At 60.2% G+C, this 13,134-nt stretch carries 18 protein-coding genes and 1 tRNA gene; 3 read left to right on the top strand and 16 right to left on the bottom strand.

Annotated elements, in window-relative coordinates; all coding sequences use genetic code 11:
- Position 1 precedes the first annotated feature (1 nt).
- Both IPI58_00095 and IPI58_00090 read left to right on the top strand, forming a co-directional pair.
- Entirely contained in the window at positions 2–775 is a 774-nt protein-coding gene (locus IPI58_00095; protein ID QQR69131.1) for a hypothetical protein, read from the top strand.
- 116 nt (positions 776–891) lie between these two features.
- A tRNA-Ala gene (locus tag IPI58_00090) sits at positions 892–967 on the top strand.
- A 93-nt stretch (positions 968–1,060) separates the two neighbouring features.
- Here the strand turns inward: IPI58_00090 and IPI58_00085 are convergent.
- Complete coding sequence (locus IPI58_00085) at positions 1,061–1,903, bottom strand: DNA adenine methylase (protein ID QQR69130.1); 843 nt, start codon at positions 1,901–1,903, stop codon at positions 1,061–1,063.
- Between the two features lie 170 nt (positions 1,904–2,073).
- Between IPI58_00085 and IPI58_00080 the strand changes: the two genes are divergently transcribed.
- The gene (locus IPI58_00080) at positions 2,074–2,748 is read left to right on the top strand and encodes a hypothetical protein (protein ID QQR69129.1); all 675 of its coding nucleotides are present in this window, start codon (positions 2,074–2,076) and stop codon (positions 2,746–2,748) included.
- Positions 2,749–2,753: 5 nt separating this feature from the next.
- Here IPI58_00080 and IPI58_00075 read toward each other — a convergent pair whose 3' ends face one another.
- From IPI58_00075 to IPI58_00005, 15 genes are all read right to left on the bottom strand, one after another.
- The gene (locus tag IPI58_00075; protein QQR69128.1) at positions 2,754–2,987 is read right to left on the bottom strand and encodes a hypothetical protein; all 234 of its coding nucleotides are present in this window, start codon (positions 2,985–2,987) and stop codon (positions 2,754–2,756) included.
- Positions 2,908–3,147: a hypothetical protein gene (locus tag IPI58_00070; GenBank protein ID QQR70110.1), complete on the bottom strand. Its 240-nt coding sequence runs from the start codon at positions 3,145–3,147 to the stop codon at positions 2,908–2,910. The genes IPI58_00075 and IPI58_00070 overlap by 80 nt, the downstream gene beginning before the upstream one ends.
- Positions 3,144–3,806, bottom strand: coding sequence for a structural protein P5 (locus IPI58_00065; protein QQR69127.1), 663 nt, complete (start codon positions 3,804–3,806; stop codon positions 3,144–3,146). The genes IPI58_00070 and IPI58_00065 overlap by 4 nt, the downstream gene beginning before the upstream one ends.
- Positions 3,803–4,003, bottom strand: a complete 201-nt coding sequence (locus IPI58_00060) for a hypothetical protein (protein ID QQR69126.1) — start codon at positions 4,001–4,003, stop codon at positions 3,803–3,805. The genes IPI58_00065 and IPI58_00060 overlap by 4 nt, the downstream gene beginning before the upstream one ends.
- Positions 4,000–4,341, bottom strand: a complete 342-nt coding sequence (locus IPI58_00055) for a hypothetical protein (protein QQR69125.1) — start codon at positions 4,339–4,341, stop codon at positions 4,000–4,002. Before IPI58_00055 ends, IPI58_00060 begins: the two co-directional genes overlap by 4 nt.
- Before the next feature lie 23 nt (positions 4,342–4,364).
- Positions 4,365–5,576, bottom strand: coding sequence for a hypothetical protein (locus tag IPI58_00050; GenBank protein ID QQR69124.1), 1,212 nt, complete (start codon positions 5,574–5,576; stop codon positions 4,365–4,367).
- Positions 5,576–5,941 carry a tail fiber assembly protein gene (locus tag IPI58_00045; protein ID QQR69123.1) on the bottom strand — a complete coding sequence of 122 codons (366 nt, stop codon included), beginning with the start codon at positions 5,939–5,941 and terminating at the stop codon, positions 5,576–5,578. Before IPI58_00045 ends, IPI58_00050 begins: the two co-directional genes overlap by 1 nt.
- Before the next feature lie 12 nt (positions 5,942–5,953).
- Positions 5,954–6,817 carry a hypothetical protein gene (locus IPI58_00040; GenBank protein ID QQR69122.1) on the bottom strand — a complete coding sequence of 288 codons (864 nt, stop codon included), beginning with the start codon at positions 6,815–6,817 and terminating at the stop codon, positions 5,954–5,956.
- Positions 6,818–6,831: 14 nt separating this feature from the next.
- On the bottom strand, positions 6,832–7,482 hold the full coding sequence (locus IPI58_00035; protein QQR69121.1) for a DUF2313 domain-containing protein: 651 nt from the start codon (positions 7,480–7,482) through the stop codon (positions 6,832–6,834).
- 44 nt (positions 7,483–7,526) lie between these two features.
- On the bottom strand, positions 7,527–8,573 hold the full coding sequence (locus IPI58_00030) for a baseplate J/gp47 family protein (GenBank protein ID QQR69120.1): 1,047 nt from the start codon (positions 8,571–8,573) through the stop codon (positions 7,527–7,529).
- Positions 8,563–8,949: a phage GP46 family protein gene (locus tag IPI58_00025; protein ID QQR69976.1), complete on the bottom strand. Its 387-nt coding sequence runs from the start codon at positions 8,947–8,949 to the stop codon at positions 8,563–8,565. Before IPI58_00025 ends, IPI58_00030 begins: the two co-directional genes overlap by 11 nt.
- 65 nt (positions 8,950–9,014) lie before the next feature.
- A complete protein-coding gene (locus IPI58_00020) occupies positions 9,015–9,479 on the bottom strand; it encodes a phage baseplate assembly protein (protein QQR69119.1) in 465 nt (154 codons plus the stop codon).
- Positions 9,472–10,518: a baseplate protein gene (locus IPI58_00015; GenBank protein QQR69118.1), complete on the bottom strand. Its 1,047-nt coding sequence runs from the start codon at positions 10,516–10,518 to the stop codon at positions 9,472–9,474. The genes IPI58_00020 and IPI58_00015 overlap by 8 nt, the downstream gene beginning before the upstream one ends.
- The gene (locus IPI58_00010) at positions 10,515–11,687 is read right to left on the bottom strand and encodes a DNA circularization N-terminal domain-containing protein (GenBank protein ID QQR69117.1); all 1,173 of its coding nucleotides are present in this window, start codon (positions 11,685–11,687) and stop codon (positions 10,515–10,517) included. The genes IPI58_00015 and IPI58_00010 overlap by 4 nt, the downstream gene beginning before the upstream one ends.
- Before the next feature lie 17 nt (positions 11,688–11,704).
- Positions 11,705–13,111: a phage tail tape measure protein gene (locus IPI58_00005; protein ID QQR69116.1), complete on the bottom strand. Its 1,407-nt coding sequence runs from the start codon at positions 13,109–13,111 to the stop codon at positions 11,705–11,707.
- Positions 13,112–13,134: the final 23 nt, after the last annotated feature.

Genomic DNA, 13,134 nt, shown 5'->3' with positions numbered 1-13,134 from the left:
TATGCCGCATCTGACCCCTGATCTTGATCTTTCCGATCCGAATCTGGACACCACCCTAACCCATTGCGGCAACACCCTATGCATCGAAGAAGCGCGGCGGGACTACACCGCCGCTTTCTTACGCGCGTTCGAATATCTTTACATCGAATCCATCATGGGAGATGTGATGGAGTTTGGTGCCTATGGCGGGTTCACGGCGCGCATCCTGGCCGAACAGATGAACCGTTTTAACGCGAAGGGCGACTTGCTGCTGTTCGACACGTTCAGCGGCTTCCCCGTCAGCACAGCCACACAAGACACACAAAGCCCCAAACTGGCGACACAAAAAACATGGGTCGAAGGCGAATTATCGGCACCGCGCGGCATCGTCGAACACATCACCGATCGCCTGTGTCGCTTCTTTGATCGCTCGCGCCTGCGCGTCATCAAGGGATTGTTCCAAGACACTCTGCCCGTGGCCGTAGAGGGCCGGAAGCTATGCTTGCTGCATCTCGATTGCGACTTGTACGAGTCCACCTCTTATGTGTTGGATACGCTTGAAAAGGCAGGGGCTCTTCAAGACGGCATGGTCGTCTTATTCGACGACTTCTATTGCAACCGCGCCAACCCGCAATATGGAGAACAAGCCGCCTTGCGCGACTTCCTTAAAAAGCACAAACGCTGGCAAGCCAGCCCCTGGTTCACCTATTCCTGGGGTGCGGCAGCCTATTTCTTGCATGACAAGAAGGCTCAGAAGCCAACCCAAGGTTTCTGGCGGCTATTTCGCGGCATGTAATCTGAAAATAGGCCGCCCTGGATGGCATCTCCTTAAGACTTGCATCCCACACAGTCAGGGCGTATAAGCACCCCTGGTCGGCTTCTGTCGATCGGCATAGCAAAACACACCAGGTCGGGGCCGTAGCTCAGCTGGGAGAGCGCTACAATGGCATTGTAGAGGTCGGGAGTTCGATCCTCCTCGGCTCCACCAATAAAAACAACGGGCTAGACGCGATTGCGTCGGCCCGTTTTTTTTCAGTGAGAGTATTGGTGAGAGCAGGTCGGCGAAACCGACTGGCAGCCGTCAACGGCCTGGGCGGCCTGTGATGATCAATTCTCCTCTGGCGATGTTCCGGAGAGGTGAACACCCGTTGAGGGAATAGGCGGTAGTGACAGCCTGTTGATTAAATGCAACGAATAATGCGCGAACTTCCGGCGTATCATTCAGGCTGAGAATGAACCGCCCCTTGATGGCGGCCAGCATATCGGCCATTTCGGCAAACTCGTCTCGGGAAAATGCCTCCTTACCGTAATAGTCTTCGCTGCCCCAATAGGGTGGGTCGAGATAAAATAGGGTGCCTGGTCGGTCGTAGCGCGTGAGGAAATCCTGCCAGCGCAGACACTCAATCGTGACGTCGCATAGGCGGTCGTGGACGGCCTCCAGGATCGGCTCTAGCCGTGTCAGCGAGAATCGCGCAGGCCGGGATGGATCAACCCCGAAAGTCTGTCCAGCGACCTTGCCGCCGAAAGTCAGACGCTGCAGGTACAGGAAACGGGCTGCGCGCTCCAGGTCCGTCTGCGTGTCCGGATCGACGGCAAGAAGGCGATCAAACTCTGCGCGGCTGCTTAGGCCGAAGCGTAGCATGTCGCAGAACGGGACATAGTGGCGTTGCAGCACGCGGAACAGAGTGGCAACGTCCCTGTTGAGATCGTTGATGACCTCGCCGCGCGGACGCATGGTGCGCCGGAAGAAAATGCCGCCCATACCAACAAAAGGCTCGGCATAGGTATCATGCTCGGCGGCATCGATCAGGGGAACGATCTGCTTTGCCAGCAGTTTCTTGCCGCCGATATAGGCGGCGACGGGGGAAATCGGACGCACCGATTCCCTTTCCGCCTTGATAGGCGGACGCGGTGACAATTTCATAACTATTTCCTTGCATGCTCCCCGAGCGGACGCGCGTCCGTCGGGGTGGCCTGTTTGGCCAGTCAGGTCATGCGAGTGTCAGCTCGCGGCTCGGGTCGTTGGCGCGACCCGGCCCCCGTTTTCTAACGTGGGACAACTATGCTACACATTTTCACAGCAGTACGGAGGACATGCTGAAAATGGGTAGACTAGAACTGAAGATTCCAGCCTCAGATGTGAATGAAGCCCGCGATATGGGCGCAACGTGGGATTCCTATAATAAGATTTGGTATGTCCCTAACAAGATACCTCATGAGAGGTTCTCAAAATGGGAACGGCTAAGCAAAGAAGATACAGGGACTCTATGGGTCCTGACACGCGAGTATTTAGTAGCCCAAGCATATAGCCAATGTTGGAAATGTATGAATACGACCACTGTTTATGCTATACCGCTCATCTATCCAAACTTTGATCTAGAACCAGCAGGTGACAACGAAGATGAATCTTTCGAAGATGAATGCTGCACTATATCGGATAGCGGACACTCCTTCTACATGTGCTACACAAAATTTATTACAGAAAGTTTTGCAAGATCAATTAGTGAAATATCTAACAACCATTATTGTGTTGACTACAGCAAAACATCCGGATTTTCATATTGGATGAATCACTGCGACAAGTGTGGCGCAAAGATTGGTGATTTTAATTTGCTAAATGATGGTGGGGCTTTTGATGTTTTATCAGAAGAACAAGCCAGGAAGATTCTACTGAGAGAAGTGTCTGCAACATATATGGAAGCAACCTTTGACGATTTATCATCCCCTATTCTCTTTTTAGGTTCAATGCCTTTCCAACCTCTCACGTAGATGACTTACTCCATGCAAGTCCTTAGCTGCGCCCTCATCGTGGCATAATCCAGCATGGCGCGTTCCAGCGCCGCGCCCTGTGGCAGGGCGGCGATTTCGGCGGCCAGGCGTGTCTGCATGGCTCGGTCATAGACCGGCACAGGTGGACAGACGGACGGGCTAGAAACGCCCGTCGCGCAGCCGCTGCATAAGATCATCCCGAGTGCGAGGAGCGGCGGCAGCCGCCTTGATCTGGGCATCCTTGATCTCCGCTATCTGCTTCAATTGGTCTACGCGCTCGGCGGTGCGGCCAGCTTGACGCGCCCCCAGCAGGACGGCCATGACCGCCCCTGCCATCGCGGCCCAGCCAGCCAGCGTTAATGCATGACGGCCAAGCCACGCCTGAATCAGAGCGATCACCGCAGCCCCCGGCGGCGGTCGTCGATGCGCGCCCACACCATGACGCCAACAGCCAGAAGCGTTAGGGCCAGGAGCGCCCATTTCGCGGCGTCCAAAGATGGGGCCAGCGTGGTCAGAGTCGTCTTGGCCGGTTCCACGATCTGCTGAACGGCCTCGATGGCGGCGGTGCCTGCCGTGCTGGCCGTGGCAAGCTTGGCGGCCTTGACGGTGCGCGTCTGGGGCAGCGGCTTTTGCGGCGGTTCCACACCCGCCAGCACTAAGGCCTTGTCGATCTGGGCGTCGGGGTAGGGCTGCTGGCCGTTTTCGTGCTGGATGATGGCCTCGACCAGGGGGCGCAGGTCTTGATAGCTGTGCAGGTTCAATTCCTCCTTGCGCTCACGGCCAGTCCGCGCCGTGACGGAGGCGATATAGGCTCCTGTGCGATTCTCCGCCGGAGGGGCCCACCTGTTGATGATATCCTCGGTCGTGCGCAGGAAATATTTGTCCTGATAGGTGATCAGCGTCCGCGCCAAAGCCCGAATGCCATAGACCGGCGTTTCGAATGTAAGGAATGCCTCGTCAGTCTGGGTCTTGACCAAACCTTGCCAAGGGTCGCGTGATCTTCGGATGTTGCCAGGGTTGTTGTTGCGAATGCCGCGCGGTACGGGACGTGTGCTCATGGGGTGTCTCCAGTGATGGAATCGGGATAGGCACCTGCCGCATAGGCCGGTGGACATTTGGTGACGCGGCCCTGCCGCATGGCCTGGGCAGTCGCATCGCGCATCTGGTCCCATACGGGGCTTGTGTCTGGTATCTTTTTTTTAGGTGATGGCGTTTCTTCCTGCGCTGATGGCGGGAAGACGGCCTTATCATTCATCGTTTCACGCGGCTCATAGGTCGCACATCGCCGGAAAGGATGGCTTCGATCCTCTCCAGTGTGGCATTGGTCGCGGCGGAGCGTTCTTCGATCCGTGTCAGGCGGTCATTGATCGTGTCCTGGGTGTCGCCAGCTTTGACGATTGCTAATTCGATTCCGCTGATGCGTTGATCGCGGTGACGGTCCTCGGCGTCCTTGGTCGATACCCACCACACTGCCCCCGCCGCTTGCAGCAACAACGTGACGATCAGGGCGATGGGTACCTTCTTGTCTAAATGCCAGGGTTCTGAAAGAAAGCCGCCCTTTTTATCCGGGGCCATGAGGGGGCAATCATGCATGCGTGGGTCTCCCATGGGATGGATCAGGCCACGAGGGCCAGAAGATCGTCGTCGCTCTTGCGTTGATGGCTGTATTGAATGCGGCGCAGCCAGCCATTGAGGCAGGCCGAGTTGTTGTTTTGGCAGCCCAGCCACAGCCGATCCGCCGGGATAGCCCCAAGATTGGCCGTGTCCGTCGCCAGACTGGACGAGGCGCTGCTGGCCAAGGCACGGCTGCCTCCGCCCCAGGCGAATGCCACGCGACCTATGCCGTCGGGGGCGGCGCGCTCGAGATATCCGGGCGATGCTCCGCCCAAGAACTGATGCGCGCGCAGCTTGCCATCGATGATCTCCAGCGTGACGCGATTATTGAATGTTCCGTCGTTAAACTCGGCCAGGATGCCGGATGCGACGATAGCCGCAGGGCGTTCCCATTCCACGAAGAACGTCCCTGCCGCCTGGTTGAACCATGGCGCGACTGGCTGCACCAGACCAATGTCTGCGGCACGCAACGCCGCCGAACCTGTGGTGATGATCGGACTGCTGGCATGACCGCCCCGCTCAAGTTGTGGTGCGCCGATGCGCAGTGTAAAATTGACCGCCCCCGCTGCGATCACGTCCAGGCGCGCATTGGTCCAGGCAGTGCTGGCATTATTAAAGGTTCGCGTTACGCTCGGGCGCTGGGTATGCAAGGCCGCCGCGTCGGGGTTGATGGATATATCCCCAGATACCAAGGTGCCGCCTCCGCTGTTTCGCTCAACCACTTTATGGATGAGCGAGGCGTTGGCCAGACTGCCAGATATCAGGCGGTAATAGGCCGAGGCTGTCCAAGTCTGGCTGGACGATGCTGCAATGAATGTCGTAGCCTCAAATCCCAACGAGAACGTCCCTGATCCCGACCCTGCGAATGTCAGATCAAGATAGGGCATACCGTCCTCCGAGCCGGGCGCGGAGACGCTAATATTGACGCCACCGAGCAGGCCAGAGATGATCCAGTTAGTGGGTACGGCTCCACCACTGCCTAGCGTTCCGGCGACAGCCCCCGAGCAGGCTGAATTGCGCAAGCTGTTGATTCGCTCGGATTCAATCAGCAGGCACCGCGCCTCTAATGTGGCCGGATCAAAATCGATCCGCGCTTTGTCGGCAAGAGATTGCTGCAGCGTGCCGGTTAGGCTATGGCTCCATGCGGCAGAGGCACGCGAAAACGCGACGTTATTGGGCAGATTTTCGATCACTGGAACGGAGACGAGAGGCATCAGCCGGAACCACCAACCAGAACGTCTTTCAACGTCCCGCGCAGAATGTTTATCTGTTGATCCTGATCGGCCAGCCACAATCTTCCTGCCTCGGTCAACATGGCCTCGCGCAGGCGGCGCGGCGTTTGTAACCGCTCAAGATCGGCGATTTGACACCTGATCAGATATTCCGGCGAGGGCGGCGGGGGATCAAGCGCAACGGGACTTCCTTCGGCATTTGCCGAGATAACTTTCCCCTGCGAATTGGCCGTCATCAAAGCTTCATGCTCTTCCCGGGTAATCTCGACGGCGTCGGCCGGGATAGCATCGCCATGGATTTCGGGGATGTAGAATCCGTTTGTTGCGGCGCTGTAAAAAATTGTCATTGTCTTTCTCCTTTAGTAGCCCGTGGCTCTCCAGTGGAATGCTAATCCAGAGTTTGCAGCCCCACCTGCGGCGGTGCCAAACGCCGCGCTGTAAACATTCACCCCAGTCGTTCCGAGGCCGCCACTTTCAACCGCACCCCATGTGCCGTTAACTGTCGCCCCATTGATTGTCATCACGAACGCAGTCGCGGCTGTCGGGAATGCCGTGGGGAACGTGACCGCGACAAAGCCGCTGCTGGTTATACCGTTGCCCCATTGTTCGATTGATTTGTCTGGATATAGTCTCCATCCATTCGCCGTTTTGCTGGACAGAAACCCATAGCTATAGGGAAGTTGCGCGGTGCCGCCATCAACGACCCAGTTGGCCCCGGTGCTGGTCAGATAGACCTGGTCGCCAGTAAATAGAGCCATTGAGGTCACGGTGCTGCCATTCGGATAGAGCAAGTCCGAACCTTGGCGAGAGACGGTGATCGTGCCGCTGGACTGACCATTGATGATTCTAATCATGCTGCCGCTGGGACAGGCGGAGGCCATAGGCAACGTGACGGTATAGCTGCCACCGCTGATGCATTGCACCGTACGAATGAATTTGCGCGAGGTGCTGTTGACCAGGGTTGTCGCACCGGTCACCTGCTGCAACGCATCCATCCTGGGATAGAGCGCGGCAAGCGCATCGTCCAGCTGTGTATTATCCCCGCCGCTTAGGGTGATGCCAGCGGTCTCGATGACCGTGGCGATTTCCTCTTGAATGCCGTTGAACCAGATAGCGTTCAGCTGCGTCGATGGTGTCCCCAACGATGGGTTGCCATCGGTAAACCCATGCTTCCCGGCTCCGAATAGATCGATCGCTTTGGTCGATGTCGTGATGCGCTGCATCGCAGTCCCCTTTTTTAGATGTAGCCGAAAAGAACGTTTGTGTGTGCAGGCCTCAAGCGGCGGATGACGCATTCGATGACGTCGTCGCCCCAGTCGCGCAGGGAGTCCGTGCAGCTGGCTGCGCAGGTCATGACGGTCATGCGCAGCGCGGCCAGGTCGTAACGCCAGGTGTAACCCCACCCCGCGTCGCCCGTGTTGAGCGTGTCGGCGCAGGCCGATTCACAGGTAAAGGGTAGGAACTCGACCACCGCCGCCGCCGGCATGACGTCAGGCGGCACCGCCTCAATTGCGTCTGCTTGCCATTGCCGATTCGGGCCGCCGGCAAAATCCAGCTCCAGCACCATGCCGGACGACCTGTATCCCAGGGCCTCGGCCAGGGCGATGTAATAGGCTGCGTCTTGACCGCCGCGTCCGGTCAGGCGCATCAGCAGGGCCGCGCGGCGATAATCCACACTGCTGCCACTCGACGGCAGCCAGCATTCGTCCGGCAGTCCCGCCATGCGCTCCCATTCCGAGAGCATCTCGAATGTCTGCCTTGGATCCGTTTCCGATAGCAGTTCCGATGACCGCGCATCGATCCGCGCCAGTTCTTGCGCCAGGCCTGTCAGTAATTTCGTGAGGACAGAGTTAGATTCACGCGGCCAGGCGGGACCGTGCGGCAGCAAGGCTTGTAAGTTCTGGCGGTAATCGTCGGCGCTCATGCTGCCGGTCAGGTCCATGTGATGCCCCCGAAGGTCGCCAACTGGCCGGTGCTGTGGGTTACATTCGATGAGGGGCTGACCAAGACATGGTCGTACTCACCGGCGGCCGTCGAAATCGCCTCGCGGATATGCGAGATCAACAGCGTCTCGCCCGGCTCGGCCTCAATCCGCAGCAGATTGCGCAGAGCGGATTCGATATGGGCGCGCACTTCGGCGTTCGATGGAGCCAATCCGCTGATCGTAAAGGCCAAGGGTGCGGCAACGGGCGCGACCACCGTGACCTGGGCGGTGACAGGCCGCACAGAATCGATATGCGCCTGCACCGTCGCCACTTCCGGGGAGTCCGGGATCAGGCTGGCGTCGTCGTCGCGCACGAAGCGGACGGTGACCGTTCCCAGACCGAGTTCTTCCGGATAGCACCAGGCGCGGGTGACACCAGGGATTTCCAACGCCCAAGCCACATAATCATGGGCCGCGCCGCCATGGGGCGTCCGCCGAATGCGGGCCAGGATGCGGGCGCGGTAGGCGATATCCGTTTCGACATCCGCGCCGCCCGTGATCGCGCCGCTCGTGGCGGAGGACTGCACGCCAGCCAAGGGGCTGGTAAGAGACAAGGGCGTACCGGTCAGGCGGTTTCCGGCCTCGCCCGCAAGGACGGCGCGTAAGGCCGCCGTGGTGGATGCCCCTGTGGCCAGGACCTCCGCCGTGACCTGATACACCGCGCCATCGGCGGCCTGAAGCGTCGCGCCCACGGGGATCACGGCCCCTGCCTGCGTCGTGAAGGTAACGGTGCCTGTAGCCGTGGCCGCCGCCTTGCGCGCGACGCCCCAGATCGAGCCGTGGCGGTCCAGCCATTCGGTTTCTGCGGTATCGGCCAGGAACTGGCGCGAGAGCCAATCGATATAACCGTACAGGCCATGGGCCGCGCCAGCCTCAACGCGCGCCAAAACCTCGGCGTCACAGTGGCGTAGGGCCTCGTCCGCGCTCAGGCGCGTCAGGACGTCGGCGCGGGTGCGGCTGACCAGCGTCTCCAGGCTCGGGCGGCTAAATGGCATAGAGCGATCTCCAAAAATCGGCAAATCGAAGATCAACCTGCGACCCGTCTGATCGGGTGATCGCGATCAAAACATCCAGCCTATCCAGGCCCTGGCGCTGCGCTGTCACATCAACGCGGCTGGCGACACCGTCTTCGGTTAACCACGCCAGCGCCTCACGCACATAATCCTTGGCCCTAGCGATCGTCTCGGGGAGTAGCTTTTCCCGAGACAGCAACCACAAACGCGAACCGATCCGACTTCCGCTCGGCTCGGCGGTAGTATCGCCCCACCATCCCCAGCGTTGCTGCTCGGGTCCGACATCGCCCGGCTGGGCGCGCCGCCAGGTGAACAGGCTGATGGCAACGGCCCGGTGCAACGCCGCAACGGGCGTCATATCGGCGTTGACAATCTTTCCATCCACGATCACTTGGACGTCGTCGGACAGCATGGCCACCTACCTCAATCGTCGCAGTGGGCGATGATGTCGCCCGTGCATTCCAGTAAGGGCATCTCGCAGCGCAGTTTGGGCGTGTTGGTCACCGTGATCGGATGGCCACCGCCATCCACCACGATCCCGCCGCGCGAAAGCTTGATAACGTGTCCAAGATCGTCGTACAGAGCGACCTCGCCTTCGGCCAGGTTTCGCAATCGATAGCGGCGGTCGGGGGTCGCCAGCACCACGCCGTGGGACCTGTCGCCGCCAAAGAACAGCGTGATGGCCTCGGCACCGGGATGGGGATGGGCCGTAAAGCCATAAGGCTCGATATGCTCCACCCCGTCCTTGATCTCGCCCGCCATCAGCCGGAGCTGCAGGCCCTGCATCTTCAAGGCGGCATTGACCATCACCACGACGCCCCGACTGGCCAGATTGCCGATGCGCCGCGCGAACGGAGCGAGGGCGCGGGATATCTGTCGCTCAGACATCCACATCCTCGCCAGCATTGGGTACCGTGTATCCTTCGGGCGGCGTCAGGCTTAGGGTTGTCAGCATGCCTCCCTCGTCGAGGGTATAGGCGACTTCGGTAATCAGCAGATCGCGGTCGATGCCAAGCCATGCATCGGTGACATGGACCATCATATTGGGTTTCCACAAAGCCCCGTCCGCCTGCCGCCAACCCTGAACGGTATAGGTGACCGCCTCGGACTTGGCCGCGCGCAGGTCGCGTTCGTATTCGGCGCGGTTGCCGCAAGACGGAGTGTCCGCCTGGCCGCTTTGCGTGACGACCAGCAATCGGTGACGACGAATGGCCTTGTCTGTGGCTGACCCAAGACATTCCGATGCGCCGACACCAAAAAGGCTATCGGTTCCACTGCCCTGCCCTTTGGCCTGATATTCAGAAAAGCGATCCCGCCAATCGCGGGATATCTCTCCCGTCAGAATATTCCCGCCCAGCTCCAGGGCCGTCGTCGCGCGCAACAGGCCGGGTTTTGTGATGACTAGCGCGCCCGCCGCATCGTCCGTCGCGAGCAATTGGCGTTGACGCAGCAGGCGGTCCAGGCTTTCGAATACCGTCTCGCCCTGCTGAACCTGGTGATCCGCTATCGGGCGACCTGTGTCCACCTCGGTCCGCACCGCGATGCCGTAAGGCTTGGCCAGGGCGGCGGCGATGGTCTCGACCTTTTGTCCCAGCCATTGGCCGGGGGCATCATGGGCGCTGCAATCGACGAGGTCCGCCGTGCGGCTGCGTCCGTTCACAGCCACCGTCAGCGCGTGGGCGTCGTAACGAACAGGGACCGCATCGACATAGCCTGTGACCACAAGATCGTCGCCGAGCCGCAAGGCGCAGGCATCTCCGGGAACGCAGGGCAGATCGGGGCCGCTTTGTCCTGGCCAGCGCAAGGTGATGTCGATATCGAAGTCCCGCGCTGCCCGTTCGATTCCTGCCGTGACGCGAACGCTCTTCCATCCCTCGTAAAGCTGATCCTTGATCTGGAGAATGACGCGATCAGACGGGGCCGTCATCGGTTGAGGGCCAGCAGGGGTTCGGGCGGTACGAAGCTTGGGTGACGAATCTTGTTCCTGGCGACGATCTCGCTGGTGCGGCCCGTGTCTTCATACAGATTATAGGCCACCGCCAAAGCGGGAAGCGTGGTTCGCGGCGTCACCGTCACCAGCCGCGCCGCGTTTTTGGCCCGTACCGTCAAGTCACGGTGCAAGGCCGCGCGCAGGTCCGACCAGGCGTTCAACAGCCCGTCATCGGTGGTCGCCAGGATCTCCGCATCGATGCCGCGTGTCAGTATGCGCCGCGCCGACATGGCATCTTGATAGACCGTGACCGGCATCCGGCTGGCTTGATCGGCCCCTTGGACAAGCAAGGCCCCACGCGCCAAGGCGCGTAAGGCGGCGGCGTTGGTGCCTGCCTGGACGCCCATGGGATCGATAGCGCCGGTTGATGTCGGTGCGGCCAAGGCCGAATGACCCGATGCGGCCCATGAGACCATCGAAGAAAAAGCATCCACAGAGTTCGCGCTCGGCCAGATGCTTTCAGGCGGGGTCAACGCGGCGATCATCTGATCGGCCAAAGAAGACGGAGTTTGTGTGATAGCCGTCGGGGCTTGTTCGTCCACCATCCGTACCCACTGTCCCGTGGCATCTGCATCGGTAACCAGCCCTCGCGCGGCATCCAACACGCCGTCCAGATTGCTCTGCGCCGCGACCGTCGCCCATTCCGCCATGCCCGCCAATGTAAAGGCCGACGAGAACCACGCCGCCAGCGCGCCCAGCGCGGCGGTCGCGCGCAACTGCACATGTCGATCCGTCGCCAATTGCGAGGAGGGGAATACCAGTTCGCCAGCCTCGGAAAAGGACAGATCGAACCGCGCCATGCCGCCTTCCGCGCGGCTATGCGAGACGCGGCAACGCAAAACAGAGACCTGAACCGTCCCGTAATAGGGATGGATCAGCTGGCCCGGCCCCTCGGTTTCAAGCGCGGAGAGCAAAGCATCGCGCGCCAACATGTAATCAGGCCCGATGACGAAGCCGTAAAAGCTTATCTCGCGCGTCGCGCGGCCCATGTCTTCGGCATAGGGCTTGTCGCGCTGCGGATATTCGTGAACGACAGTGCGCCGCCCGGCGACCAGATCATCCCCATCCACATGGAACGGAACCCCCCGAAAACTGGCGGGGCGCATGGATTCACGCCATGACATCAGGGCGCGCCCCAAGCGGTCGAGCTGTATCCGACATCGGGATTAAGCGTCAGGCCGGGCTGATTGGTCTCCGCCTTCGTCACACGCAGCCCCTGGGGGGCATTATCAAAGCGCACCGTGACCTCGCCGTTTAGGTTCTGCCGCCCCGAGATAAGGCTGGTCGATGGCTGGGCGCGCGGCAGGAAAGCCGTGGCGTCCGACAGGCTGGGCGCGCGTCCAGATAGGACGTCGATCCCGGCGCGCGCCATGCGTACCCCGTCCATGATCGGGCGGATGAAGGCCGAGATGCGATCCCATATCCCTGAGAACCAATTCACCAGCCCTTCCCAGGTGCTTTTGGTCGCGGCGGAGACATCGTCCCACAGGCCTTTGAAGAAAGCCGAGATTGGCCCCCAATTGGCGATGATAACGCCCGCCGCCATGGCGACGGCCTGCAAGATCAAGAGCCAAGGACCTCCGAAGGCGCGCATCCCGACGCCAAGGATGGTGAGCGCGCCGCTAAGCACCAACGCCCCCAGTTTCAGACCCACGAATGCCGTCGCAGCAGCCGTCAGCGTCCTGACTAAGGCCGGGTTCTGGCCGATATAGACGCGCACTGCGTTGGCCAGATCGCCCATATCCGTCATGAATGCTTTGATCTCCGGGGCTAGGGTCTCGGCGATGGCGGCGGCCATGTTGGTCAGGTTCCCCATCGCGGCCTCGGTCAGATTCTTAAGCGTGGCCAGCTGCGCGTTGACACGCATCAGCAGATCGGCCTGGCCGGTCAGCTGGGTCTGCATGGCCGAATAGGCTTCCTTGCCACCGTCGATCATCAGCTGTACGACTTGCAGCGTCTCTGCATCGTCACCGAAAAGCTTTTTAAGCAAGGGCACGCGCTGCGCCGTGGTCAGGGCTTTCAGCTTTTGAAGCTGCGCGAACATCTTATCGAACCCGCCGAACTCGCCCTTGCCGTTGGTGAAGTCCAGATTGATGCCCTGTTTTCCTAAGACTGCATTCACCGCGCCGAGTTTCCGGGCGTCGAAGAACGCCATGAACATTTTGCGATAGGCGTTGCCTGCCGACTCGCCCGCCATGCCGGTGCGGATGGCCGTCGCCAGAAGAGGGGCCATGGCCTTGCCAGCCTCCAACCCCTTGATCTTGACCATATCCAACGCCGGAGTGAGCTTGGAAAAACCCGCCAGCATGTCCTGACTATCCACGCCCAGATTGGCCGTGCGCTGAATCACGTCCATCAAGTCCAGCATGTCTTGGGGCGTGGTGCTGGTGGCCGTGCGCATCTTGGCCGCGAATTCGGCGGCTTGCTCGGGGGCCAGCTGCAATTGCACGCCCAGATAGGCGGCGGATTTTCCGATGCCGTCCAGGATGTCGCGGCCTTGCACGCCCTGACGCACCAGGGCCGTCATCATATTCTGAAAGTCGGCAGTGGTTC

The organism is Alphaproteobacteria bacterium, assembly GCA_016699305.1.
GTDB lineage: Bacteria > Pseudomonadota > Alphaproteobacteria.
Note: the sequence above shows the minus strand (reverse complement) of the source record. Positions and strands in the feature narration are given on the sequence as shown.

What these genes read in the sequence shown, in the direction of transcription:
- IPI58_00095 (QQR69131.1), top strand. Translation starts at nt 2, where the DNA reads ATGCCGCATCTGACCCCTGATCTTGATCTTTCCGATCCGAATCTGGAC.
- IPI58_00085 (QQR69130.1), bottom strand. Translation starts at nt 1,903, where the DNA reads ATGAAATTGTCACCGCGTCCGCCTATCAAGGCGGAAAGGGAATCGGTG.
- IPI58_00080 (QQR69129.1), top strand. Translation starts at nt 2,074, where the DNA reads ATGCTGAAAATGGGTAGACTAGAACTGAAGATTCCAGCCTCAGATGTG.
- IPI58_00075 (QQR69128.1), bottom strand. Translation starts at nt 2,987, where the DNA reads ATGCCCAGATCAAGGCGGCTGCCGCCGCTCCTCGCACTCGGGATGATC.
- IPI58_00065 (QQR69127.1), bottom strand. Translation starts at nt 3,806, where the DNA reads ATGAGCACACGTCCCGTACCGCGCGGCATTCGCAACAACAACCCTGGC.
- IPI58_00060 (QQR69126.1), bottom strand. Translation starts at nt 4,003, where the DNA reads ATGAATGATAAGGCCGTCTTCCCGCCATCAGCGCAGGAAGAAACGCCA.
- IPI58_00055 (QQR69125.1), bottom strand. Translation starts at nt 4,341, where the DNA reads ATGCATGATTGCCCCCTCATGGCCCCGGATAAAAAGGGCGGCTTTCTT.
- IPI58_00050 (QQR69124.1), bottom strand. Translation starts at nt 5,576, where the DNA reads ATGCCTCTCGTCTCCGTTCCAGTGATCGAAAATCTGCCCAATAACGTC.
- IPI58_00045 (QQR69123.1), bottom strand. Translation starts at nt 5,941, where the DNA reads ATGACAATTTTTTACAGCGCCGCAACAAACGGATTCTACATCCCCGAA.
- IPI58_00040 (QQR69122.1), bottom strand. Translation starts at nt 6,817, where the DNA reads ATGCAGCGCATCACGACATCGACCAAAGCGATCGATCTATTCGGAGCC.
- IPI58_00030 (QQR69120.1), bottom strand. Translation starts at nt 8,573, where the DNA reads ATGCCATTTAGCCGCCCGAGCCTGGAGACGCTGGTCAGCCGCACCCGC.
- IPI58_00025 (QQR69976.1), bottom strand. Translation starts at nt 8,949, where the DNA reads ATGACGCCCGTTGCGGCGTTGCACCGGGCCGTTGCCATCAGCCTGTTC.
- IPI58_00020 (QQR69119.1), bottom strand. Translation starts at nt 9,479, where the DNA reads ATGTCTGAGCGACAGATATCCCGCGCCCTCGCTCCGTTCGCGCGGCGC.
- IPI58_00015 (QQR69118.1), bottom strand. Translation starts at nt 10,518, where the DNA reads ATGACGGCCCCGTCTGATCGCGTCATTCTCCAGATCAAGGATCAGCTT.
- IPI58_00010 (QQR69117.1), bottom strand. Translation starts at nt 11,687, where the DNA reads ATGCGCCCCGCCAGTTTTCGGGGGGTTCCGTTCCATGTGGATGGGGAT.
- IPI58_00005 (QQR69116.1), bottom strand. Translation starts at nt 13,111, where the DNA reads ATGATGACGGCCCTGGTGCGTCAGGGCGTGCAAGGCCGCGACATCCTG.